Consider the following 23483-nt stretch of genomic DNA (forward strand, 5'->3'; position numbering starts at 1 on the left):
TTATTTCCATTATTCCCCTTTGAAAGCACGTTTAAGCTTTCCGAATAAACTATCATCCTGCTCTTCTTGTCCTGCAAATTCACGTAATAAATCTTTTTGCTGTGAAGTCAATTTCGTCGGTACAACAACACGAACGACTACATATTGATCTCCTTGACCGTATCCACGTACGTTCGGAGCACCTTTTCCTTTTAAGCGGAACTCTGTTCCAGTTTGTGTTCCTGCTGGGATTTTCAGCTTCACTTTACCATGAACAGTAGGAACTTCCACTTCAGCACCAAGTGCCATTTGTGCAAATGTTAATGGCATTTCGCAAATAATGTGGTCTCCTTCACGCTCGAAGAATTCATGATTTCTTACATGAACAACAACATATAAGTCTCCTGCTGGTCCGCCATTTACGCCGGCTTCACCTTTTCCAGACACACGAATTTGTTGACCATTATCAATACCCGCTGGAATTTTAACATTAATTTTTTTACGTTTACGAACTTTACCTGAACCGTGACATGTCGTACATTTTTCTTTAATAATTTGTCCAGTTCCTGAACAATGACCACAAGCTTGACGGTTTACGATACGACCAAACGGTGTGTTTTGTTCAACACTCACTTGACCAGAACCTGAACAATGTTTACATGTTTCTTTTGAAGTTCCTGGTTTTGCTCCACTACCTTTACAAGTATCACATGGATCTTCTACTGGAATTTCCACATTTAATTCCTTACCAAAAATAGCTTCTTCAAAATCTAAAGTGACTTGATATTGTAAGTCAGCGCCTTGGCGCGGAGCATTTGGATCACGACGTCTGCCGCCGCCACCGCCAAAGAAAGAACTAAATATATCTTCAAAACCGAAGCCACCACCGAAGTCTCCTCCGCCGCCAAATCCACCGAATCCTTGATTTGCACCAGCATGACCAAATTGATCGTACTGCGCACGCTTTTGATCATCACTTAACACTTCGTATGCTTCTTGTACTTCTTTAAACTTTTCAATTGCATTTTCTTCTTTGCTTACGTCTGGATGGTATTTTTTAGCCAAACGACGATACGCTTTTTTTATTTCATCTGTTGAAGCGCCCTTGCTAAGTCCAAGGACCTCATAATAGTCTCGTTTACTCATAAATTTACAACCCCCGAATCTTTCACATAAACGTAATTTTAACACCGAAAGAAAGTGCTTTGCAACAAAGTTTCCTCACTTACAGTATGCAAAGCGAAAAACTTAAGATCCTCACACATCGCTTCTCATTCGTGAAAAAAGCCAAAGTCAAGGCACGCTTGACTTTGACTTTTTGTCATCTTACTTATTATGTTTACAGTTGAATTACTTGTCTTCTTTTACTTCTTCAAACTCAGCGTCAACTACATTGTCTTTCTTCGCGCCAGCGTCTTGTGCACCTTGCGCACCTTCTGCTTGACCAGCAGCTGCTTGAGCTTGCTCGTATAATTTAACAGTTAATTGTTGTACGATTTCTTGTAAAGCATCTTTTTTCGCACGAATTTCTTCAAGCTCGTTTTTCTCGATTGCAGCTTGTAATGCTTCTTTCGCTTCTGTTGCTTTTGCAACTTCAGCTGCATCTACTTTACCTTCTAAATCTTTTACAACTTTGTCTGTTTGGAATACAAGTTGGTCAGCTTCATTACGAAGTTCAACTTCTTCCTTACGTTTTTGGTCAGCGTCAGCATTTGCTTCCGCTTCTTGTACCATACGTTCTACTTCTTCATCAGAAAGACCTGAAGAAGATTGGATTGTAATAGCTTGCTCTTTGCTTGTTCCTAAGTCTTTCGCACGTACGTTAACGATACCGTTCGCATCAATATCGAATGTTACTTCGATTTGTGGAATACCACGTGGTGCTGGTGGAAGGTCAGTTAATTGGAAACGACCTAACGTTTTGTTGTCAGCTGACATCGGACGCTCACCTTGTAATACGTGAATGTCTACTGCTGGTTGATTATCAGCAGCTGTCGAGAATACTTGTGACTTACTTGTTGGAATTGTAGTGTTACGCTCGATTAATTTCGTGAACACGCCACCCATAGTTTCAATACCTAAAGAAAGTGGAGTTACGTCTAATAATAGAACGCCTTCTACATCACCAGTAAGTACGCCACCTTGAACTGCAGCACCTAATGCTACAACTTCATCAGGGTTTACACCTTTATATGGCTCTTTACCAGTTTCACGTTTAATAGCTTCTTGTACAGCTGGGATACGAGTAGATCCACCAACAAGAATAACTTTATCTAATTCGCTTGGAGCAAAACCAGCGTCTTTTAATGCACGACGAGTTGGCTCTAATGTTCTTTCAACAAGACCTGCTGAAAGCTCTTCGAATTTCGCTCTTGTTAACGTTAATTCTAAGTGTAATGGACCAGCAGCTCCCGCACTAATGAATGGTAATGAAATTTGAGTTTGTGTTACACCAGAAAGATCTTTTTTCGCTTTTTCAGCTGCATCTTTCAAGCGTTGAAGCGCCATTTTATCTTGGCTTAAATCAATGTTATTTTCTTTTTTGAACTCAGCTACTAAGTGATCGATGATAACTTGGTCAAAGTCATCGCCACCAAGACGGTTGTCACCAGCAGTTGAAATAACTTCGAATGTGCCGTCTGCTAACTCAAGGATAGATACGTCAAATGTACCGCCACCTAAGTCATATACTAAGATTTTTTGTTCTTCGTCTTGTTTTTCTAAACCGTAAGCAAGTGCTGCTGCTGTTGGCTCGTTAATGATACGCTCAACTTCTAAACCAGCGATACGACCAGCATCTTTCGTTGCTTGACGCTCTGCATCGTTGAAGTATGCAGGTACTGTAATAACAGCTTTCGTTACTGTTTCACCTAAGTATGCTTCAGCAGAAGCTTTTAAATTTTGTAAAATGATTGCAGAAATTTCTTGAGGTGTATAATCTTTACCTTCAACTTCTACTTTGTAGTCTGTACCCATATGACGTTTAACAGACATGATTGTATTTGGGTTTGTAATTGCTTGGCGCTTTGCAACTTCCCCAACTTGACGTTCTTCATTTTTGAAAGCTACAACAGAAGGTGTTGTACGGTTCCCTTCTGGATTTGGGATAACCTTTGGTTCTCCACCTTCCATAACAGCTACACAAGAGTTTGTTGTACCTAAGTCAATACCGATAATTTTACTCATGGCGAATCCTCCTAGTTTTATGTAAATTATTGATTTACTTTTACCATTGATGGGCGAATCACACGGTCTTTTAATTTATAACCTTTTTGGAATTCTTCCACAACCGCGTTTGATTCAAATTCACTATCTTCCACTTGCATAATAGCTTGGTGTTCATTAGGATCAAACTGTTTACCAACAGCTTCAATCACTTCCACACCTTCTTTAGTCAGCGCTTCTAACAATTGACGATGCACCATCTCCATACCTTGTAACAATGATTTCGTTTGCTCATCAGTCGCTTCCACTTGCATTGCTCTTTCAAAATTATCAAGAGCTGGCAAGATGTCTGAAACTAGACTTTGTGCTCTATATTTTTCAGCAGCCTGTTTATCCATTTGGACACGGCGCTTATAATTTTCAAAATCAGCTTGTAGACGTAATGTGCGACCTTCCGTTTCCGTTAGTTTCGCTTGTAACTCATCTACTTTTTCTTGTAAAAGAGCAGCCTCACTTTTTTCTTCTACAGTTTCTTCACTGTTTTCTGGCGTGACAGCTTCTTCAACTTGCGCTTCTTTTACTTCTTCTACCACTTGTTCGTTACGCTCTTCCACAATATTCACCTCCTTAAAAGGTATTAGGTATCATGCATAGCATGATTACCTAATCATTATATATTACACACAGCAATGAAAATTTCATCACTTGAGCGAATGTATTACTCTCATTTACTTTTTAAGCCCATCAGTAAATTGTCTCGTAAATAACTGTAACAAACTAATTACACGAGAATATTGCATTCTCGTAGGACCTAAAATAGCAATTGTTCCAAGTTGCTCTTCGCCGATCGAATATGTTGCAGAAATTAAACTACAATCCTCCATAGCCGTCGAAGAGTTTTCCCTACCAATTTTCACTTGAATCCCGACTTGTTTATGACGCAAAATGTCATAAAATTCGGCTTCATTATCAATCATGGTAAGTAAAGATCTAACCTTTTGAATGTCATGGAACTCTGGCTGCGAAAGCATATTTGCTTTTCCTCCAAAGTATATCTTTTCCGATAACGGAACTTGAAATGTACCATCCAACATTTTTATTGCACTATCGTAATTATGAACATACCCACGTAAAACTGTAACAATTTCCTTAAAGATTTTATTATGAAGTTCTTCCATCGGTACGCCAGATAGCTTTTCATTTAAAATATTAACCATTTTTTCTAAATCTGATAAATCAACAGATTCCGGAACGGTAATCGTTTTACTTTGTACATGCCCTGTATCGGTTACAATAATAGCGACTGCAGTTTGACGATCAAGCGGCACAATTTGTACATTTTTAAGTTTATTTGTACTTAACTTCGGTCCAAGAACAATTGCCGTATAATTCGTAAGTTCTGATAAAATTTGAGCAGATTGCTGTGCAATTTTTTCCGCTTCAAAAATTCTTTCAGCAAATAAATCTTTAATTTGTACAATTTCAGCGTTCGGTAAGTTTTGCGGCGCTAAAAGATGGTCTACATAAAATCGGTAGCCTTTCTCAGAAGGAACACGTCCAGAAGAACTGTGCGTTTTTTCAATAAAACCTAATTCTTCTAAGTCCGCCATTTCATTTCGAATAGTAGCTGAACTAAATGTGATTTCATCTTTTTTAGCCAACGTTCTAGACCCAACGGGCTGCGCTGATCCAATAAAGTCATCAATAATTGTTTGTAAAATTAAGAGCTGACGTTCCGTAAGCATCTCATCATCACCTCTGTTAGCACTCTTTGTCTTTGAGTGCTAAATCTATTAATAACTTACCAAAATTGACATTCAATTGTCAACGGAAACGTCACGAAATAATGAAACTTTTTCACGCCTATGGAACATTTAATTAGTCAATCAAAAATGATTGGAATACTTCATTCCCTAATAATTTCCCTTTTCGCGTTAAACGCACATGTCCATCTTCCTCTTCAAGCAATCCCTGCTCTTGGTTGCTTTGTAACTGCTTCGCGAAAACTTGATCCATCTCTATATTAAATTTATTGTGGAACGCCGTTTTAGAAACACCTTTTGTTTTTCGAAGCCCTAAGAACAGCTCTTCTTCCATTCTTTCTTTCTCCGTCACTTTGTGAACATCTAAATACGGAAATCCTGTTTCATCAATTTTATTAAAATATTGCTTCAGAGGACCAACATTTTGAATACGTTCTCCGTTCACATAACTATGAGCTCCAGCTCCAAATCCATAATACTCTTCATTATTCCAGTATGTGAGATTATGTCTACTTTTATTGTCACCTTTTGAGAAATTACTAATTTCATACTGGTTATAACCGTGTTTCTCCATTTCATCCATTACTATTTCATACATTTTCGCTTCATGGTCTTCACCCGGAAGACGTAATTTTCCTTTGTTCATTAAGTTATAAAACACTGTTTTTGGCTCCACAATTAATGAATATGCCGAGAAATGTTGTACACCAAGCGTAAAAGCAATATCTAATGTTTCTTTTACATCTTCTATCGTCTGTCCTGGCAAAGCATAAATAATATCTACATTAATATTTTTAAAGCCTACTTCCTGTGCCTCTCGAATCGCGAGGAATGCATCTTCCCTCGTATGCTTGCGCCCGATCTTCTCAAGAAGTTCATCACGGAACGTTTGCACACCAAAACTAATTCGATTTACTCCACCTTCTAGCAGTACATTTAGCTTCTCTTTCGGTAAATCTCCTGGATTCGCTTCAAATGTTAATTCACAATTCGGGGCGAACGGACGCAAATGACGATTAATAATCTCGAGTAATTTTTTTGTCTGTTCCATATTTAACGCTGTCGGAGTTCCCCCACCCACAAAAATCGTTTTCATACTATCAAATGGAACTTTTTGAACCGTATTTATTATTTCCTTCTCTAAATAATCTAAATATTGATCAACCGGTTGGCGTTCAATAAACACTTTATTAAAATCACAATAGTGACAAATGTGCTGACAAAACGGAATATGAATGTATGCAGCTTGTACCAAATATAACTCCTACCTTTCTAAAAAGAAAACCTCCGCACTCCGGAGGGTTCTCTACTTCTCTAACGTATTACGAATTTGTTCCATTCGCATTTTTCCCCAATCATACATCATTTCAACGATCGGTAAAAGTGACATGCCTAGTTCCGTCATATAATACTCAACGCGAGGAGGAATTTCGGGATATACTGTCCGATCAACAATCCCATCTTCCATTAACTCTTTTAATTGGTTCGACAAAACTTTATGAGAAATGCTTGGGAATAACCGTTGTAATTCACTGAAACGATGCGGCCCTTCCACACCAAGATGCCACAGTATCACAACTTTCCACTTTCCACTAATAATAGAAAGCGTCAATTCCTTTTCACAATTAAAATTACCATTTTGTATTTTATCTTGAATATCTTTTCGAATATTTTCGGACATTAACAATCTCCTAACTCTATATGAACTAAAAAGCTCTCTCATTATTGTAAATGAGAGCTGCTCAGATGTCTAAAAAGTAATTATACAGAAAAAAGAAGCCGCACAAACGACTTCTTTTTTATTTCAAATATTAGTTGTCATCCATTTTCAGTACAGCCATGAATGCCTCTTGCGGTACTTCTACAGAGCCAACAGACTTCATACGTTTTTTACCTTCTTTTTGCTTATCAAGAAGTTTACGCTTACGAGAAATGTCACCGCCGTAACATTTTGCAAGTACGTTTTTACGCATCGCTTTAATTGTAGAACGTGCTACAACTTTATTTCCGATAGTCGCCTGAATTGGCACTTCGAACTGTTGTCTCGGAATTAATTCTTTTAATTTCTCTACGATTACTTTACCACGGTCATACGCTGAATCACGGTGTACGATAAATGATAAAGCATCCACTTGTTCATTATTTAAAAGAATATCCATTTTCACAAGTTTAGATGGCTTATAGCCAATTAACTCGTAGTCAAATGATGCATACCCTTTCGTATTTGATTTCAATTGATCGAAGAAGTCATATACGATTTCTGATAACGGGATTTCATATGTTAATGTAACACGCGTTTCATCTAAATATTGCATATCAATAAACGTTCCACGTTTACCTTGGCAAATCTCCATTACAGCTCCAACATAGTCATTCGGAACCATAATTGAAGCCTTCACAAACGGCTCTTCTACACGATCGATAGACTGTGGATCTGGCATATTAGATGGGTTATCAACAATAACATCTTCACCGTTAGTTAAATAAACTTTATAAATAACGCTTGGCGCTGTTGTAATTAAGTCAATCTTAAATTCACGTTCAATACGTTCTTGAATGATTTCCATGTGAAGAAGCCCTAAGAAACCACAACGGAAACCAAATCCTAGCGCTTGAGATGTTTCTGGTTCAAACTCAAGAGCAGAATCGTTTAACTCTAATTTTTCTAATGCATCACGTAAATCGTTATAACGAGCAGAGTCAATTGGATACAGACCACAGAATACCATCGGGTTTAACTTACGGTAACCTGCTAACGGCTCTGCAGCTGGACGTTTCGCATGTGTAATCGTATCACCAACACGTGTGTCACCAACATTTTTAATCGATGCTGCTAAGAAACCTACATCACCTACTGTTAACTCGTCACGTTGCGTAGTTTTCGGTGTAAATACACCTACTTCTGTTACTTCAAATTCTTTACCCGTTGCCATCATACGTACTTTATCGCCAACTTTTACTGTTCCATTTACAACACGGATATAAGCAATTACACCGCGGTACGGATCATATAAAGAGTCGAAAATCATACATTGTAATGGCTCTTCTGAATCACCCGACGGAGCTGGTACTTTTTCAACGATTTGTTCTAAAATTTCTTCAATACCAATTCCAGCTTTCGCAGAAGCAAGTACCGCTTCTGATGCATCTAAACCAATTACATCTTCTACCTCTTGACGTACACGTTCTGGATCCGCACTCGGTAAGTCGATTTTATTAATAACTGGTAAAATTTCCAAATTATTATCAAGCGCTAAGTATACGTTTGCTAACGTTTGCGCTTCAATACCTTGCGCTGCATCTACTACAAGAATCGCGCCTTCACAAGCCGCTAAACTACGAGATACTTCGTACGTAAAGTCGACGTGTCCTGGTGTATCAATTAAATGAAGAATATACTCTTCACCATCTTTTGCTTTATAGTTTAATTGTACTGCGTTTAATTTGATTGTAATACCACGCTCACGCTCTAAATCCATAGAGTCAAGCAACTGAGCTTTCATTTCACGTTGTGTTAACGCGTTTGTTTTCTCTAAAATACGGTCTGCTAACGTTGATTTTCCGTGGTCAATATGAGCAATAATAGAGAAATTACGAATTTTGGACTGTCTTTTTGCTCTTTCTTCTTTATTCATCTATGTTCTCAACTCCTAATAGTCTCGCCAATATACACTAGCACTGATTATATCAATAGAGCAACAAAGATTCAATGAAAACTCGTGCTGCTTACGATACAAATCATTCTATCTATATCTTATGCGAATAAACCATAAGAGACAAACCCTTTTCAAATTTTAAAACGGCTGTCTTACAAACCAGTAAAACAACCGCCTCCCATGTTACTCTTAGCTAAAAATTCCTTTTATTTTCCCAACAACGATATCCGTTCCGAACTTCGTCATTTCATAAGCTACACTAGCTACTGCCATCCCAATTCCTTCTACAACATTAAAACTTCTTAAACGTTCTAACTGTTGTTGTTTTTCTGAGGCCGAAAACGAGCTACCCAAAATTTCTGATTCAGCACCTGTACTTTCTGTCCCTGTCATATGAGCTATTTGTTCATATGACAGTTGCTGATAGCCTTTCATACTTTTCAAACCATGATTAGCAAGTGCCACTCCTGCTATCATCATAAGTAAACATAAAGCCACACTACATATACACAAAAGCGTAAAGCGACTCAAACGATAATCATCTGTTCCCCTCAATGTGTATATGCTCCCGTATTATCTTGATCAATTTGATGATGCAGCGCCGCATTTAAACCACTCGCTATTACATTCGCCATATCCTCAATAAAAGTATCTACTTCTTTTGGGGTTACCATTAAATTATGACCAAGAGGAGATAGCACTTCATAAATCAGCCTTCTTTTTTCTTCTTCTTCCAACGTACCAACAGCACCTAAAAACATATTTCTGCTCTTTTCATCCGGCATATCTTCTTCCGTTAATTTTTTCTTTTCTCCAAATGAAAATCCCGCTGGTAACAAAGAGCGTGAAGGTTTATTTCCTTCTTTCATCTCTCGGCCGAAATGTTTCAAAATAAAATCAATCGTATCACTTGTAATCGAAACAGCATCGACCACAGTCGGAACACCAATCGCGATTACAGGGATACCTAATGTGTCTTTACTTAGTTCTTTACGTTTATTCCCAACCCCCGATCCGGGATGAATTCCAGTATCAGAAATTTGTATCGTGCTATTTACTCGTTCAATAGAACGGGCAGCTAATGCGTCAATCGCAATTACAAAGTCCGGGTTCGTCTGCTCAATAATCCCATAAATAACATCGCTCGTTTCGATTCCTGTAATTCCCATTACCCCCGGCCGAATTGCACTAACAGGCCTAAACCCTTCTTCTACACTTTCAGGCTGTAATTGAAACAAATGTCTCGTTACTAATACATTTTCTACAACTATCGGTCCAAGAGCATCTGGTGTTACATTCCAATTCCCAAGACCTACAATTAAACAGCTTGCTTCTTTTGTAACGCCAACCTCTTCTAAGAAATTAGAAAATTCTTTTGCAAAAATACGCTCCACTTTTTGTTGAAGTTCTGTATCTTGCTGACGTATACCTTGAACTTCAAGCGTTAAATAATTTCCAGGCTTTTTACCCATCGCTTCAGAGGCAGCTTCATCAATTGTTACTTTTGTAATTATAGTCCCCTCTTCTTCTCTCTCTTTTACAATAACTCCCTGTATCCCTTTTTGTTCCTCTTGGCTTTCTTGCAACATTTGATGGGCTTCTACAGCAAGGTCAGTTCTAATGCTATATTTACTTAAATCTAATGGTTCTTTCATCGTATCTCCTCCGTAATTCATAGTAAATATCGTTAGATTTCCCAAAGTTATATAAGGTCATTCTTTCCTTTACGTGAAATTTCATGGATATACTATTGCAATTCTCTTCACCGTTTGATAGAATATCACTTGTTCTATGTAAGAATCGAGTCATTCGATTGCACCAGGGAGGTGAAAAGTATGGCAAACATCAAATCTGCTATCAAACGCGCTAAACTTAGCGAAGAGCGTCGTGCACATAACGCTTCTATCAAGTCTGACATGCGTTCTGCTGTTAAAACTGTAGAAGCTTTAGTTACTAATAACGATCTTGAAAATGCTAAAGAAGCTTTCAAAACTGCTTCTAAAAAACTTGACAAAGCAGCTCGTAAAGGTCTTATCCACCAAAACGCTGCAGCTCGTCAAAAATCTCGCTTAGCGAAACAAGTAAACGCGTAAGGCGTTTAAAAAACGATCCATTTGGATCGTTTTTTTATACACAAAAAAGTTCATGTACTTAGTACATGAACTTTTTTGTGTCATCACATATGATTTAATCGCATTAAGAAAAACTCGAGCACAAGTTTCTTATCCATCTTTCCCGTCTTCATACTATAATCAGCTTCCGCTAATTCTATAATCACTTTTTTTAATTCTTCAAAAGAGAAAAACTTCGTTTGATTCATTGCCAACTTCACGCGATACGGATGTACACCAATATGAGACGCAATTTGATTTTGTCCATAACCACGTTGCTGTAGCTCTTTCACTTGATACAACAAGCGGAATTGACTCACTAATAACGCAAGCAATTTAATCGGCTCTTCCTGCTGCGTAAATAATCCATCCAAAATTTGCATTGCACCTGCAATATCTTTTTTCACCACTTTTTCTGTCAAAGCGAATACATTTTGCTCAACGGATTTTGGTACAAGCTCTGCAACAAGTTTCGTCGTAATCTCTCCGCCCATACCAACGTATAACGTTAACTTGTCCATTTCCTTCGCCAACATTGTTACATTACTTCCCACAAGCTCTAGCAACAAACTAACAGCCGCGTTATCAATATGCACATGCACTTCATCTGCACGAGCAACAATCCACTTCTGAACATCCTGTATTTGCATCGCATTTGCTTCTACTACATCTGCTGTTTTCTTTAATAGTTTTGTAATTTTTTTTCGCTCATCAAGTTTTTCGTAAGGCGCAACAAAAACAAGAATAGAAAATGGAGAAGGTTCACCAATGTATTCTTCTAAAATTTTTATATTTTGCTCTAACTTTTCTTTTTGCGAAGTCAAAAATAGCGGTGATTTTATTAACAGTACTTTCCGTTCTCCGAAGAAAGGAAGCGTACGCGCATCCTCAACCACATCTTCTAAATACGCTTCTTCTAAATCGTATGTCACAACATTAAACTCTCGATCTTCTTCTTCAAGTGCTTCTGTCGTAATAAGCTTTATCGTTTCATTTATAAAAAAAGCTTCCGTTCCATATAGTAAATATAACGGAGCAAACTGTTTCTTTTTAATTTTTTTATGTATATCACTCATACTTTTTCCTACTCCCTAACTTGGCAATATATATTTATACTAATGCCCTAGCTTTTGTTTTACAAGTACAAAGGAACAGGCTTTATAACCCGTCCCTTTATTTATATTAAACGCCACGCAATAAGCCCCGGGTTTCTTATTGGTGTGCGGTAATCACCTTCCCTTTATTATTCGCAATAAAAATTTGAGTATAAGTGCCAACTGTTAACATGCTTGGAAACGAAAAACTCACATTACTTCATGATTTAAAAGTAGCAAAAAAGCTCGTTTTCTCTTCATATGGAAATTGTAGATTTTTTTCTGACAATATTTTATACTAAAGTGGAATGTTGGGGAGGGATTCTAAATGAATGATTTTGAACAAAACGTTCAAAGTAAACGCAATGACGCTATTGATTCAGGGGTAGGATTTATCGTCTCATTTGGTTTTTTCGCAACACTTTTCATCATTGCAACTGTTATTAAATTTATCGGTTCTTAAAGACTGCCACTTCATGGCAGTCTTCTCTTTTTCATCTATTATGTGTTTTATCATATGTGATTTTACTTTTAAAGGTTCCATTTTCCCCTTTAAAAACATAGGAAATAGCACCTTGCTTGTCCGTGCGCCATATCGCACTCCCCATCTTCTCAAAACGCTCTATCACTTCTTTATGCGGGTGTCCATACCTATTCTGCTTACCAACAGATATAATCGCTACCCGAGGCTGTATGACGTTCAAAAAAGGCTCTATAGATGACGTATTACTCCCATGATGAGCAACTTTTAAAACATCCACTTGTAAATCTGGATATGCCTCTACTAAAATCTTTTCCCCTTCTTCTTCCAAATCGCCTGTAAATAGCCACTTCAACCCTCCAAATTTTGCCCATATTACAATTGAAGCGTTATTTTCGCTTTTTTCTTTTCCTTTTGGAGCTAAAACGAAAAATTCCGCTTCATTTACACTCCAACTCGCCCCTTCCCCCACTTCAGTTATTTTCATTTCCTTTTCTAATGCCTGTTTCTTGACTACTTTTTCTAATACTGCATCTTTTCCCTTTCGGCCAAATACCACTTCTTTTACAGGTATATGTGATAATAATTCTTGCGCAGCACCTATATGATCTGCATCTCCATGCGTTACGATTAATTTATCAATTGTTTTAATACCTTCTTTTTGTAAAAAGGGTATTAAAACATCATTCCCAACAGCAAATTCATGCTTTTTTTGTTGCCATTCTTCCTTATTCACACGAAGCGTTCCACCTGTATCAATAAGATAAATCCCTTTATCATACGGAAGGCGAATTAATATTGCATCACCTTGTCCAACATCAATAAATGTTACACTTCCGCTTCCCCTAAAATATGGATATACATAATGACATGTGCTAATAAAAATAAATACACTCGCAACTATACAAACCATTTTTTTCGGCGCTCTTCTTTCCCAAACCATCAATATACTGACAATACTCGCGCAATATACAGCTACAAGATTGAAGGGCGTTTCCCCGAAGATAAACTGGGTAAATGGTAAACTTTCACAATAACTTAGAAAATCATTAGACATACTCAAGCCTATTGATAATACATCCGCAAATCCTTTTGCGAGAAACGGGACAATTGGCATACACAGTAAAATAATAATGCTACATGGTAATACAATGATAGATAAAAACGGAACGTATAAGAGATTGAGGAGAATGCTATATGGAGAAAAATAACCAAAGTGATATAACAAAATCGGAGTACTAACGAGCTGTGAAATGATAGAAATATAAATAGAATTTCGGATTACTCCGTTGCTACTCCCTAACAATAACGGAGCAGACAAAAGTAAAGCGAAGCTACCTACAAAAGAAAACTGAAATCCAATATTAAAAACAAGATAAGGGTCATATATAAGCATACATATAGCTGTTACACTTAAAGCATCTAAACTAGATAAACGAATCGAGCACATAAAAGCAATCAACATCAAAACCCCTGTTATAGAAGCTCTTATAACAGAGGGTGAAGCCCCTGCTAAAACCATATACAAAGGAATACAAATGATAAGGCAAATTGTTGCTACCTCCCTCGTCGCACCGCTTCTTAGCAAAATAAAATATACTATCACCATCAACAATACAATGTGTGAACCTGAAATTGCTAACAAATGTACAAGACCAAATTGTTGATATTGCTCTTCCACTTCAAACGTCATTTGTTGTCTATCACCAAAGAGTAATGCATTCATAAAAGCACCTGATTGCTCTGGAAACATTTCTGTAACTTTCGAGATTGCTTGTTGCCTTAAAAGAAGAATCCATTGCGTGAGCGACAATGATGTTTTATAGCATTCAGAAATATATGTAGCCTCAAATGTGAAATGAATATGTTGCTTGTATAAATAATCACGGTAATTAAAACCATGAAAATTCCGAGCTGTTTCCGGTTCTTTCCTCTCACCCTCGAATACACATGATATCCCTGCGTATAATTGTTGCATTTTTTTCTTTTCCAAAGCTGATTTTATTCTATAACTTAACTGCACTATATTTTTATTCTGATCTTCAAATTGAAAAGATAGGCGATCCCCATTAACAAGCGGTGTGTTTTGTATAACCCCTCTTGTAACTGCATAGGGCTTCCCTAGAGGCTTATTCCATACTTGAACATAGGAAGTGTATATAACGCTACTAAAGCACGCTACAATACAAAAAATGAAGGTTTTACGCGAAGTGCGATATAAACAGAAGAAAACATTTAAAAAGAGGCAAAAAACTATCAATAAAAGTGACGAGGAAAAGGCAATTGCAATCCCTATTATAAACGAGATTGCAACATACCCCCATTGTTCTTGCAACTTATACTCACTCCTTATAGCATCATTTTTGCTTTCGTGAATACATGCTGTAATTCTTCCATTGATAAATTATCTTTTTCTAAAGACGCAAATAATTCTTTCAACTCTGTATAACGTTTTTGATCCTCTAATGCAGCAATATCATATTCTAGCGGAACGTGTTTCACTGTTACATTCGCTTGTTCAAATAACTCTATGGCGTATGGATGATTTTTATAATCCTGCGCATAATAAACCGCTGTAATACCACTTTGAATAATTGCCTTACAACATTGTAAACAAGGGAAATGCGTAACGTAAATTTCTGCTTCCTCTGTTTTCGCACCAAACTTGGCACATTGTAATAAAGCATTCATTTCGGCATGAATTGTCCGAACACAATGATTATCGATTACGTAACAACCATCATCTATACAATGTACGCCACCTTTAATTGAACCATTATATCCACCAGCAATAATTCGTTTATCGCGAACGATTGTCGCTCCTACCGCAAGCCTTGTACATGTACTACGCAAAGATAGTAGATGGCTTTGCGTCATAAAATATTGATCCCATGAAATTCGTTCCATATTTTTCACCTACTTTTTTGTCTACTTGTAGTGTAGCGAAAGAAGAAAAACTTCGTCAATCTTTTACGGAATAATAATTTGATCTTTTATCTTTTCAAGAGACTTCGCACCAATCCCATCAATCTCTAATAAATCTTCTATTTTCTGAAACGGACCATGTTCTTCTCGATATTTCAAAATACTTTCTGCCTTTCGAGAGCCAATCCCTGTAATTTTTTCTAGTTGTTCTTTCGCCGCTGTATTTATTCGAATCTTGCCATCTTCCTTAGAAGAAGTAAGCACCCCTTGTTCTGATTCATTTTTACTCGGTATATAAAGAAGCATTTGATCTTGTACAATTTGTGCTAAATTCACTTTTTTCATATCTACTTCTGATAAAAAACCACCAGCCTTTTGAACCGCATCCTTTACGCGATCTCCTTCCTTCATTTCATATACCCCTTCTTTACTAACCGCTCCTTTCACATCAATTATAATTGTTCTTTTCTGTTCCTTTGTATCCGATATTTTCGGTTTACCCTTTTTTTCGATCTCCTTCTCTTGTACATTCATTGTAATAGGCATTCGTTCTACACTCTGATTCGTTTTCCAAAAAACAAGAAAAAGTAAAGTTCCAATAATAGCTACTAAACCTAACCACTTTTTCGGAAAATCCCACATCATTTTACACCTCTAATCATAAATTTATAACATCATTCATATTGTTTAGGAGAAAGCTGTTACGAAGGAGGGATGAAACTTTGAACATAGGAATTATAGGGACAGGAAACATGGGGAATATACTAATCGATGCATTTTTAGAAACCCGTGCTGTCAAACCTTCGTGCCTTACAATCATTAATCGGACGCCTGCAAAAGCATATCATATAAAAGAAAAATACCCTTCTGTTCATATAGCAAAAACAATCCCGGAAGTAATCGAACAATCACAACTTATTTTTATTTGTGTCAAGCCGATAGATATATACCCTATCCTAAAAAAATACGCTGAACATTTTTCTGATGAAACGTGCTTAGTTTCTATTACAAGTCCAATATCTCCATCACAATTAGAGACTCTCGTACCTTGCCACGTCGCGCGTATCATTCCAAGTATCACAAATCGCGCGCTCTCTGGCGCCTCACTATTTACATTTGGAGATAATTGCTCTGAAGAATGGCAACAAAAACTACTTCGTCTATTCAAAAACATTTCTACACCTCTTGTAATAGAAGAAGATATAACGCGCGTTTCATCTGATATAGCAAGTTGCGGTCCTGCTTTCTTTAGTTATTTACTACAATGCTTCATTAACGCTGCTGTAGATAAAACAAATATTACACACGAAGAGGCTACTACTTTAGTAAGTGAAATGGTCGTGGGGATGGGGAAATTACTTGAAAAAGAAATCTTCACATTACCTACCTTACAAGAAAAGGTTTGCGTGAAAGGCGGCGTTACTGGGGAGGGCATTCGGGTTTTAGAAGAGCACGTTGGAGATATGTTCCATAAGTTAATCGAGCGAACACATGAAAAATTTGATGAAGATTTAGAATGCGTTGATCAGCAATTCAATAAACACACATAATAAATACGTCATTTTCATTCCAAATCCTTTTTATAAATACTTACTTTTTTACAATACATTTTCACTTCAACTACTATTCCCACACTTTACGCATACAATCTTCAGATTATGCTAGAACTAAAAATACATCTTCTTTATAAAACAAAAGCAACCTTCTCGGTTGCTTTTGTTTTATCCGTTTTTCTTCGCCATGAAGAAAATACGCTCTGTTTGTTCTGTAACTTCAAGTCGCTCAAAATCACCTGTTACACGAAGCACTGTAAAACCTGCTTCTTCAAGCCATTTCGTTAACTCTTCCACTTGATATGCACGTTGCACGTGACATTCGTCAAACCGATGGTACACATCTTCTTCCGGATCTTGAACAAAGAATGTTAAATCATGCTCTACACTATTTGATTCTTCACCAGGGAAGCAATTCCAAATAAGAGATATTTCTTCTCCATTCACTGTATACGTTTCATTTTGAAATACATGATGTATTTTATATAAAGAATGTACATCAAATAAAAACAAACCATCTTGACGTAAATGATGAAATACTCTTCTAAATGTTTCTTGTACTCCATCTTCTTGCAATACATAATTTAATGAATCACAAAAGATGGTTACACAATCAAACTCACCTGGAACATCAAGCTCTCGCATGTCTTGTTGATAAAAAGGAATAAAGTATCCCTCTCCTCCTAGTTTTTGCTGAGCGACTGTTAACATTTCTTCTGAAAGATCGACACCTATTAAATCGTAACCCTTTTGCACAAGCGGCAGGGTTACATTACCTGTACCGCATGCTACATCAAGAATTTTTGCCTCTTTCATATCTGCCTGCTGTAAACTTTCCTCTGTAAATTCCACCCATTTATCATAAGGGACATCATTCATTAGTTCGTCGTACAACAATGCAAATTGTTCGTATTTCATTGGCCTAACTCTTCTGTAATATCTTCACGTGGCACATCGCCCCATAGACGCTCTAAATTATAGTGATTACGCTCATCTTTATGGAATACATGAGCAACTACATCTCCAAGATCAACTAATACCCAACGTGCTTCGTCAAACCCTTCCATACGTTGTACGTCGATTTGGAACTCATGTGCTTTTGATTTAATTTCACGTGCAATTGCTTGCACTTGTTTGTCTGAATTCCCGTGACAAATAATGAAATAATCTGCAATTGGTGAAATACCTTGCATATTTAGGACAACCATATCTTCTGCTCTCTTATCATCAGCTGCTTTTGCCGCTAATACTAATAAATCTTTATCGTTCATTTACTCATTTCCTCCTTGATAACTGCATTGTATGTTTGGAATGTTAATGGATAAATCGTCTGATCTTTTTCCATTAAAAATTGAATTGTTCTCTTTAACGCAAATAATAAAGCTTGATTTATATCCGTATATGCGAGTTTACGAGCCTCTTCCACTCCTGGAAACTTTCGCCCAGGTTCAATGTAATCAGCTACATAAATCACTTTATCTAACATCGTCATATTCTCATGACCACTTGTATGATATGTAATAGCTTGCAAAATTTCAGAATCCGTAATGCCTACTTCTTTTTCTACTAAGTATGCCCCAACAGGTGCATGCCATAACTCTTTGTTATAGCAAAGTAAATCTTTCGGCAAATCTTCACGTTTAATAATCTCTTCCATCTCTGAAATTGCTCTACATTTCGCATAATCATGGAATATAGCTGCCATCTCTGCTTTTTTTTCGTCCACACCGTATAACTTAGCAAGCTCAATCGCTGTCTCCATTACACCAATTGTGTGTATATAACGTTTTTCATGCATTTGTTGTTTGACAATATGCAGTGCATTCTCACGATTCATACAACCCATTCCTCTCGATATATACCTGTACTTTTTCGGGAAGTAAATATTTACACGTTTTCTTCTCCTTATATCTCTCACGTAATAAGGATGAAGAAACTGCAAATTCCGGAATTTCCACTGTAGTAATCTTATATGGTGTATGCAATGTATACCCAGGTCTTGCAACTCCAACAAACGTTACAAGATTAAATAAAGCTTCAATGTTATACCACTTCGGTAAATACTCAACCATATCCCCACCAATAATAAAGTGAAACTGCACATCCGGATACTTCTTCGTCAATTGTAACATAGTGTCATACGTATAAGATGGGCCCTTCCTACTTAGCTCTTCTAAACAAATAGAAAAGTGCTCTTCTGCCTCAGTCGCGAGCTCTAACATATGTAAACGACTTTCTACACTTGTAATATTCCGCCCTTGTTTATGTGGCGGAATCTGGTTTGGCAAGAACCATACTTCTTCCAAGTTCAAAGCGTGATATACTTCATTTGCAATTAGCAAATGTCCATAGTGAGGCGGATCAAATGTACCGCCAATGATGCCAATTTTTCTCAAAAGAAACGCCCCTTCCTTTTACATACAGCAACTCTCCTCGGTTAGGAATGAAGAGAGTTGCTATTAATAAAAGTTCAATTGGTTTCGCTCTCTACATCATTACGCATAAACGATAAAAATAGCGCATGCTAGTCTTTTTATCGAGGAAGCTTAATTTGTTTATTTTCTCTTGATTCTTTGTATAAAACGATTGTGCTTCCAATTACTTGAACGATTTCAGCACGTGCACCTTTTGCAAGTTCTTCCGCAACCTCACGGCGATCAAATTCACAGTTTTGTAATACACTTACTTTAAATAACTCACGAGCTTCTAAAGTATCTGCGATTTGTTTAATCATATTTTCATTTACTCCGCCTTTTCCTACTTGAAAAATTGGTGTTAAATGATGTGCTTGTGCACGTAAAAATCTTTTTTGTTTTCCTGTTAACATATATGTTAGCCTCCAAGCTTTTCTATAACTAATTGTTTCATTCTCTCAATATTTGGCGTGCGTCCTGTCCACATTTCAAATGCAAGTGCTCCTTGATAAACAAACATATCAATACCATTTTGAATGATTGCACCTTGCTCTTTTGCCTCACATAAAATTTTCGTTTCAAATGGATTATAAATTATATCTGATACAATCGTTCCTTTTTTTAACGAACAAATTTGTAATGGCGTATGTTCTACGTGTGGATGCATACCTATCGTTGTCGTCTGAATGATAATATCATAATTTCCTTGTTCTTCTGTCGCTTTTTCTAACGACAAAGCAACAGAATTAACATCGGCCGTACGTGCAGCAATAAGTTCCTTTGCCTTATCTACTGTACGATTGGCTACATCAATCTCTTTTACACCTACATCAGCAAGAGAAAAATAAATAGCTCGGCTAGCACCACCTGAACCAAGTAACAAAATACGTTTCCCTTGAAGTGGTTCATTACTAATTGACTGCAGCGCTCGAACAAAACCAATCCCGTCTGTGTTATAGCCAATTAATCTTCCATCCTTATGAACCACTGTATTTACTGCACCGATTTTCCTTGCCAATGGGTCAATCTCATCCAAATACTCCATAATAGCAACCTTGTGCGGAGTTGTTACATTAAATCCTGAAATACCTAATGCTTTTAAACCTCTTACTGCTTCCCCTAGCAATTCCTCTTCAACAAGGAACGCATGATAATGGGCATCCATATTCAAGTGTTCAAATGCATCGTTATGCATAACGGGTGATAATGAATGTCCAATTGGATTTCCGATTACACCATATAATTGTTTCATAAATCCCTCTCCATATTAAATTAAAGATTTACGTAGTGAAACACTTACTCCTTTTGGTACGTGTGCAACAATTTTTGCTCCTGGTTCGTTCACAGTAACCCATCCTAATCCAGAGAATACAACATCCGTTTTAGGTTCACGAATATTAAATTCGTATTTCACTAGCTCAGGCATATTTGCTAATTCTTCTGGCGTTGGTGGGCTTAGTAAATCCCCGGCATGATTTTTATATAATTCATCTGCTTTCTCAAGCTTTGTACGATGGATTGTTAAGCGATTCGAGAAGTGACAAGTAAATGCACGACGACCACCACTTACATAATCAAAACGTGCCAATCCACTAAAGAATAACGTTTGTTCTTCATTTAATTGGAATACCATCGGCTTAATTTCTTTTGTTGGTGTAATAAGCTTTAAGCTTTGCTTTCCAACATAATGAGCCATTTGGTGGTGGTTAATAATACCTGGCGTATCATATAAAGAAGACTCTTCGTCCAATGGAATATCAATTAAATCAAGTGTTGTTCCTGGGAAATGAGATGTTGTAATTACATTTTCAGTCTCATCACTAAATTCTTTAATCATACGATTAATAAATGTCGATTTCCCTACATTCGTACATCCAACAACATAAACATCTTTGCCGCCGCGATAATACTCAATAGCATCTGCTAGTTCAGCGATTCCTTGTCCCTTCGCTGCACTAATTAAAAAGACATCTTCTGGTTTTAATCCTAGCTGCTTTGCACTATAGCGCATCCAATGTTTTACTTTATCATGTTTTACTGACTTTGGAATTAAATCAGCTTTATTTCCAACAAGTAATACTTTATTATTCCCTACGAAACGATGTAAGCCAGGTAACCAGCTACCATTAAAATCAAAAATATCTACAATTTTGACTACTAATGCATCTGATTTTCCAATTCCATTTAAAATGCGTAGGAAGTCATCATCTGTTAACGATACATCTTGAATTTCATTGTAATGCTTCAAGCGAAAACAACGTTGACAAATAACTTGTTCTTTCTCTAAAGATGAGGCAGGAGCATACCCCACTTCGTTTTTATTTTCTGTTTGAATTTCTACACCGCAACCAATACATTTAATTGTTTCAGTCAAACTTTATTCCTCCCAGTTAATTAAACCTTTTTTCTTCATATTTTTCATAATTCTTCGTTCAATTTTTCGATTAAAGCGCGTTACTAATCCGTCCGTTTGTGCTACCGGTACAACTAAAATTGTATGAAGGCCTACTCGGTTGCCACCAAGCACGTCCGTCAGTAACTGATCTCCAATTACTACAACTTCATCTGGCTGCAAACGCATCTCTTGTATCGCACGCTTAAATGCGCGAACAAATGGTTTACGTGCACTATGAATAAATGGAATACCTAATGGATCAGCAAAATCTTTTACACGTTGCTCATTATTATTTGAAACGACCGTTACTTGAATGCCTTGCTCTTTCATTTCCAAGAACCATTTTTCAAGTTGCGGTGTTGCATTGGGACGATCCCATTCAATTAAAGTGTTATCTAAGTCAGTAATAACGCCTTTAATCCCACGTTTTTTTAAATCTTCTGGTTGAACATGATATACATTTTTCACATATTCATTTGGTAAAAATAGTTTCAATTTCTTTCACCTCTTTGAGGATTTTTCATAAAATTTTTCGACAACATTTTTCGATATATAACCTGTGGATAAAATTGTACACATTTTCCACATTAATTTTTCAGTTAATTTGGAATTTACTAACAAACTATACACACTTTATCCACCTAGGTATGTGGATAACCACTCGTTTGTGACTGTCATATTTTTTTGGTACATTAAATGCATCAACGAATCAATCCTTATATTATTAGGAGGTGACTCACCTTGAAAACAAAACATATGGAACAGTTATCCACTGAGTTACTCACTGAGTCTTATTATAAAGCAAAAGAACTAAAATTAAATCCCGACTTCATTTTACTTATAAAACAAGAAATCATTAGACGCTCATTAGAGGACAAGCTTGTCAAATCATCTTGATTACATATAAAGTGAAAGTTTAATCAGCCCTTACCAATTAAACAGTTAAAGGATAATTTATTGGATGCCCTGTAAAAAGAGCCATCCTACGATGGCTCTCGAATAAACAAGTACTCCCATCTAGGGGATTTCATCATTAAGTATCTTTGCCCATAACTCTTACTTACGGTTATAAAAGCTTTTCTTTATTTATGAGCTAAGCGAGTAGCTATTTTTTGACCAAGACGAAGCTCTTGTCCACTCTTTAATTCCTGCACTACTTCTATCATATCTTTTTCAAACAATAACACAACTGTTGAACCAAATGTAAAGTATGCCATTTCTTCACCTTTTTGAACAGTGTCTCTCTCATGCAAAAGCTCAATACTATTAACAAACATGGCACCTACTTTTACAAGAGCCATATGCTCGCCATCACTGCTTACTTCTGTAACAGAACGATAATTTTTTGACAGTGGTTCTTTCCCGTATTCCATACCAGCTGCATTTACCGGATATGATTTTCTACCGAGTACAAATCTTTCAGTCACAGAACCAGAAAGCGGACTATGAATGCGATGATAATGACTTGGACTCAAATAAATTACCATATATGTACCGCCTGCATATCGCGTTGCACGTTCTTCATTACCTAGCATATCCACAATTGAATAGCGCTTTCCTTTAATATCAAATGTTTTTGTATCCTCAATAGGACCTTGATCTGCAAAAACACCATCAACAGGACTAACGATACTCGATGCATCTGTATCAATACTACGCTTTCCTTCTTTTAGCTTACGCGTAAATAATTCATGCAATGTTCTATATTCCTTCAAACCCTTTTCCATCTCATCTTGATTAATTTGAAAAACTTTCGCATACGATGGAATAATGATAGAGCTCAAACGAGATTGTGCAAATTTACGTAATATATAAGAAGTAAAGCGACCATTTGTAAGTTCTATCATAAGTCGATATAATGTACGTCGCAAATTGCGAAACCCCCTAATCAGTCTATAACTTTAGTTTTCCCTTCTTTTCTTTCTATATCATATGTAAAATTGGTTC

General features: G+C 36.8%; 26 protein-coding genes. 4 read left to right on the plus strand and 22 right to left on the minus strand.

Annotated elements, in window-relative coordinates; genetic code table 11:
• Positions 1 to 9: 9 nt before the first annotated feature.
• From dnaJ to gpr, 9 genes are all read right to left on the minus strand, one after another.
• The gene (dnaJ, locus tag DN401_RS10135; RefSeq protein ID WP_000043946.1) at positions 10 to 1125 is read right to left on the minus strand and encodes a chaperone protein DnaJ; all 1116 of its coding nucleotides are present in this window, start codon (positions 1123 to 1125) and stop codon (positions 10 to 12) included.
• A gap of 204 nt (positions 1126 to 1329) precedes the next feature.
• Complete coding sequence (gene dnaK, locus DN401_RS10140; RefSeq protein WP_000034700.1) at positions 1330 to 3165, minus strand: chaperone protein DnaK; 1836 nt, start codon at positions 3163 to 3165, stop codon at positions 1330 to 1332.
• 26 nt (positions 3166 to 3191) lie between these two features.
• Positions 3192 to 3758 carry a nucleotide exchange factor GrpE gene (gene grpE, locus DN401_RS10145; RefSeq protein ID WP_000392711.1) on the minus strand — a complete coding sequence of 189 codons (567 nt, stop codon included), beginning with the start codon at positions 3756 to 3758 and terminating at the stop codon, positions 3192 to 3194.
• 114 nt (positions 3759 to 3872) lie between these two features.
• The gene (hrcA, locus tag DN401_RS10150; RefSeq protein ID WP_000954941.1) at positions 3873 to 4889 is read right to left on the minus strand and encodes a heat-inducible transcriptional repressor HrcA; all 1017 of its coding nucleotides are present in this window, start codon (positions 4887 to 4889) and stop codon (positions 3873 to 3875) included.
• 133 nt (positions 4890 to 5022) lie between these two features.
• Positions 5023 to 6162, minus strand: coding sequence for a radical SAM family heme chaperone HemW (gene hemW / locus DN401_RS10155; RefSeq protein WP_000249431.1), 1140 nt, complete (start codon positions 6160 to 6162; stop codon positions 5023 to 5025).
• A gap of 51 nt (positions 6163 to 6213) precedes the next feature.
• Entirely contained in the window at positions 6214 to 6588 is a 375-nt protein-coding gene (locus DN401_RS10160) for a winged helix-turn-helix transcriptional regulator (protein WP_001293539.1), read from the minus strand.
• Positions 6589 to 6718: 130 nt separating this feature from the next.
• Complete coding sequence (lepA, locus tag DN401_RS10165) at positions 6719 to 8542, minus strand: elongation factor 4 (RefSeq protein ID WP_001030951.1); 1824 nt, start codon at positions 8540 to 8542, stop codon at positions 6719 to 6721.
• Between the two features lie 210 nt (positions 8543 to 8752).
• Positions 8753 to 9118 carry a YqxA family protein gene (locus DN401_RS10170; protein WP_001215037.1) on the minus strand — a complete coding sequence of 122 codons (366 nt, stop codon included), beginning with the start codon at positions 9116 to 9118 and terminating at the stop codon, positions 8753 to 8755.
• Positions 9115 to 10218 (minus strand): GPR endopeptidase, encoded by a 1104-nt coding sequence (gpr, locus tag DN401_RS10175; protein WP_000662620.1) that lies wholly within the window; start codon positions 10216 to 10218, stop codon positions 9115 to 9117. Before gpr ends, DN401_RS10170 begins: the two co-directional genes overlap by 4 nt.
• Positions 10219 to 10398: 180 nt before the next feature.
• Here gpr and rpsT point away from each other — a divergent pair, with 180 nt between their 5' ends.
• Positions 10399 to 10656: a 30S ribosomal protein S20 gene (gene rpsT, locus DN401_RS10180; protein ID WP_001274011.1), complete on the plus strand. Its 258-nt coding sequence runs from the start codon at positions 10399 to 10401 to the stop codon at positions 10654 to 10656.
• A gap of 83 nt (positions 10657 to 10739) precedes the next feature.
• On the opposite strand, the gene holA is transcribed toward rpsT, so the two are convergent.
• Entirely contained in the window at positions 10740 to 11750 is a 1011-nt protein-coding gene (gene holA / locus DN401_RS10185) for a DNA polymerase III subunit delta (RefSeq protein WP_001279916.1), read from the minus strand.
• 346 nt (positions 11751 to 12096) lie between these two features.
• Between holA and DN401_RS10190 the strand changes: the two genes are divergently transcribed.
• On the plus strand, positions 12097 to 12231 hold the full coding sequence (locus tag DN401_RS10190) for a YqzM family protein (protein ID WP_000997609.1): 135 nt from the start codon (positions 12097 to 12099) through the stop codon (positions 12229 to 12231).
• Between the two features lie 31 nt (positions 12232 to 12262).
• On the opposite strand, the gene DN401_RS10195 is transcribed toward DN401_RS10190, so the two are convergent.
• The 3 genes from DN401_RS10195 to DN401_RS10205 all read right to left on the minus strand — a co-directional run bounded on the left by DN401_RS10195 (position 12263) and on the right by DN401_RS10205 (position 15819).
• Entirely contained in the window at positions 12263 to 14584 is a 2322-nt protein-coding gene (locus DN401_RS10195; protein WP_001157836.1) for a DNA internalization-related competence protein ComEC/Rec2, read from the minus strand.
• A 14-nt stretch (positions 14585 to 14598) separates the two neighbouring features.
• Positions 14599 to 15156, minus strand: a complete 558-nt coding sequence (locus DN401_RS10200) for a ComE operon protein 2 (RefSeq protein WP_000439769.1) — start codon at positions 15154 to 15156, stop codon at positions 14599 to 14601.
• Positions 15157 to 15219: 63 nt separating this feature from the next.
• The gene (locus tag DN401_RS10205; protein WP_000989932.1) at positions 15220 to 15819 is read right to left on the minus strand and encodes a helix-hairpin-helix domain-containing protein; all 600 of its coding nucleotides are present in this window, start codon (positions 15817 to 15819) and stop codon (positions 15220 to 15222) included.
• Between the two features lie 77 nt (positions 15820 to 15896).
• On the opposite strand from DN401_RS10205, the gene comER reads away from it, so the two are divergent.
• Positions 15897 to 16724 (plus strand): late competence protein ComER, encoded by an 828-nt coding sequence (gene comER, locus DN401_RS10210; RefSeq protein WP_001020554.1) that lies wholly within the window; start codon positions 15897 to 15899, stop codon positions 16722 to 16724.
• Positions 16725 to 16895: 171 nt separating this feature from the next.
• Here comER and DN401_RS10215 read toward each other — a convergent pair whose 3' ends face one another.
• From DN401_RS10215 to DN401_RS10250, 8 genes are all read right to left on the minus strand, one after another.
• Positions 16896 to 17645 (minus strand): class I SAM-dependent methyltransferase, encoded by a 750-nt coding sequence (locus DN401_RS10215; RefSeq protein WP_000873069.1) that lies wholly within the window; start codon positions 17643 to 17645, stop codon positions 16896 to 16898.
• Positions 17642 to 17998, minus strand: coding sequence for a ribosome silencing factor (gene rsfS / locus DN401_RS10220; RefSeq protein ID WP_000998173.1), 357 nt, complete (start codon positions 17996 to 17998; stop codon positions 17642 to 17644). Before rsfS ends, DN401_RS10215 begins: the two co-directional genes overlap by 4 nt.
• The gene (gene yqeK / locus DN401_RS10225) at positions 17995 to 18564 is read right to left on the minus strand and encodes a bis(5'-nucleosyl)-tetraphosphatase (symmetrical) YqeK (RefSeq protein ID WP_001078477.1); all 570 of its coding nucleotides are present in this window, start codon (positions 18562 to 18564) and stop codon (positions 17995 to 17997) included. The genes rsfS and yqeK overlap by 4 nt, the downstream gene beginning before the upstream one ends.
• Entirely contained in the window at positions 18554 to 19123 is a 570-nt protein-coding gene (nadD, locus tag DN401_RS10230; RefSeq protein ID WP_001226046.1) for a nicotinate-nucleotide adenylyltransferase, read from the minus strand. Before nadD ends, yqeK begins: the two co-directional genes overlap by 11 nt.
• A 137-nt stretch (positions 19124 to 19260) precedes the next feature.
• On the minus strand, positions 19261 to 19554 hold the full coding sequence (yhbY, locus tag DN401_RS10235) for a ribosome assembly RNA-binding protein YhbY (RefSeq protein WP_000955224.1): 294 nt from the start codon (positions 19552 to 19554) through the stop codon (positions 19261 to 19263).
• 5 nt (positions 19555 to 19559) lie between these two features.
• A complete protein-coding gene (gene aroE / locus DN401_RS10240) occupies positions 19560 to 20393 on the minus strand; it encodes a shikimate dehydrogenase (RefSeq protein WP_000812076.1) in 834 nt (277 codons plus the stop codon).
• A 15-nt stretch (positions 20394 to 20408) separates the two neighbouring features.
• Positions 20409 to 21515, minus strand: a complete 1107-nt coding sequence (gene yqeH / locus DN401_RS10245; protein WP_000140799.1) for a ribosome biogenesis GTPase YqeH — start codon at positions 21513 to 21515, stop codon at positions 20409 to 20411.
• 3 nt (positions 21516 to 21518) lie between these two features.
• The gene (locus tag DN401_RS10250) at positions 21519 to 22031 is read right to left on the minus strand and encodes a YqeG family HAD IIIA-type phosphatase (RefSeq protein ID WP_000765314.1); all 513 of its coding nucleotides are present in this window, start codon (positions 22029 to 22031) and stop codon (positions 21519 to 21521) included.
• Positions 22032 to 22277: 246 nt separating this feature from the next.
• On the opposite strand from DN401_RS10250, the gene sda reads away from it, so the two are divergent.
• Entirely contained in the window at positions 22278 to 22433 is a 156-nt protein-coding gene (gene sda / locus DN401_RS10255) for a sporulation histidine kinase inhibitor Sda (protein ID WP_000850094.1), read from the plus strand.
• Positions 22434 to 22618: 185 nt separating this feature from the next.
• Here sda and DN401_RS10260 read toward each other — a convergent pair whose 3' ends face one another.
• Complete coding sequence (locus tag DN401_RS10260; RefSeq protein ID WP_001255003.1) at positions 22619 to 23407, minus strand: phosphatidylserine decarboxylase; 789 nt, start codon at positions 23405 to 23407, stop codon at positions 22619 to 22621.
• Positions 23408 to 23483 lie beyond the last annotated feature (76 nt).

This window comes from Bacillus sp. BF2-3, from assembly GCF_008368795.1.
GTDB lineage: Bacteria > Bacillota > Bacilli > Bacillales > Bacillaceae_G > Bacillus_A > Bacillus_A cereus.

Coding starts and splice junctions, on each gene's coding strand:
- rpsT (WP_001274011.1), top strand. CDS start 10,399: ATGGCAAACATCAAATCTGCTATCAAACGCGCTAAACTTAGCGAAGAG.
- DN401_RS10160 (WP_001293539.1), bottom strand. CDS start 6,588: ATGTCCGAAAATATTCGAAAAGATATTCAAGATAAAATACAAAATGGT.
- rsfS (WP_000998173.1), bottom strand. CDS start 17,998: ATGAACGATAAAGATTTATTAGTATTAGCGGCAAAAGCAGCTGATGAT.
- DN401_RS10205 (WP_000989932.1), bottom strand. CDS start 15,819: ATGATGTGGGATTTTCCGAAAAAGTGGTTAGGTTTAGTAGCTATTATT.
- lepA (WP_001030951.1), bottom strand. CDS start 8,542: ATGAATAAAGAAGAAAGAGCAAAAAGACAGTCCAAAATTCGTAATTTC.
- yqeK (WP_001078477.1), bottom strand. CDS start 18,564: ATGAATCGTGAGAATGCACTGCATATTGTCAAACAACAAATGCATGAA.
- dnaK (WP_000034700.1), bottom strand. CDS start 3,165: ATGAGTAAAATTATCGGTATTGACTTAGGTACAACAAACTCTTGTGTA.
- hrcA (WP_000954941.1), bottom strand. CDS start 4,889: ATGCTTACGGAACGTCAGCTCTTAATTTTACAAACAATTATTGATGAC.
- gpr (WP_000662620.1), bottom strand. CDS start 10,218: ATGAAAGAACCATTAGATTTAAGTAAATATAGCATTAGAACTGACCTT.
- DN401_RS10190 (WP_000997609.1), top strand. CDS start 12,097: ATGAATGATTTTGAACAAAACGTTCAAAGTAAACGCAATGACGCTATT.
- DN401_RS10200 (WP_000439769.1), bottom strand. CDS start 15,156: ATGGAACGAATTTCATGGGATCAATATTTTATGACGCAAAGCCATCTA.
- aroE (WP_000812076.1), bottom strand. CDS start 20,393: ATGAAACAATTATATGGTGTAATCGGAAATCCAATTGGACATTCATTA.
- dnaJ (WP_000043946.1), bottom strand. CDS start 1,125: ATGAGTAAACGAGACTATTATGAGGTCCTTGGACTTAGCAAGGGCGCT.
- DN401_RS10215 (WP_000873069.1), bottom strand. CDS start 17,645: ATGAAATACGAACAATTTGCATTGTTGTACGACGAACTAATGAATGAT.
- yhbY (WP_000955224.1), bottom strand. CDS start 19,554: ATGTTAACAGGAAAACAAAAAAGATTTTTACGTGCACAAGCACATCAT.
- holA (WP_001279916.1), bottom strand. CDS start 11,750: ATGAGTGATATACATAAAAAAATTAAAAAGAAACAGTTTGCTCCGTTA.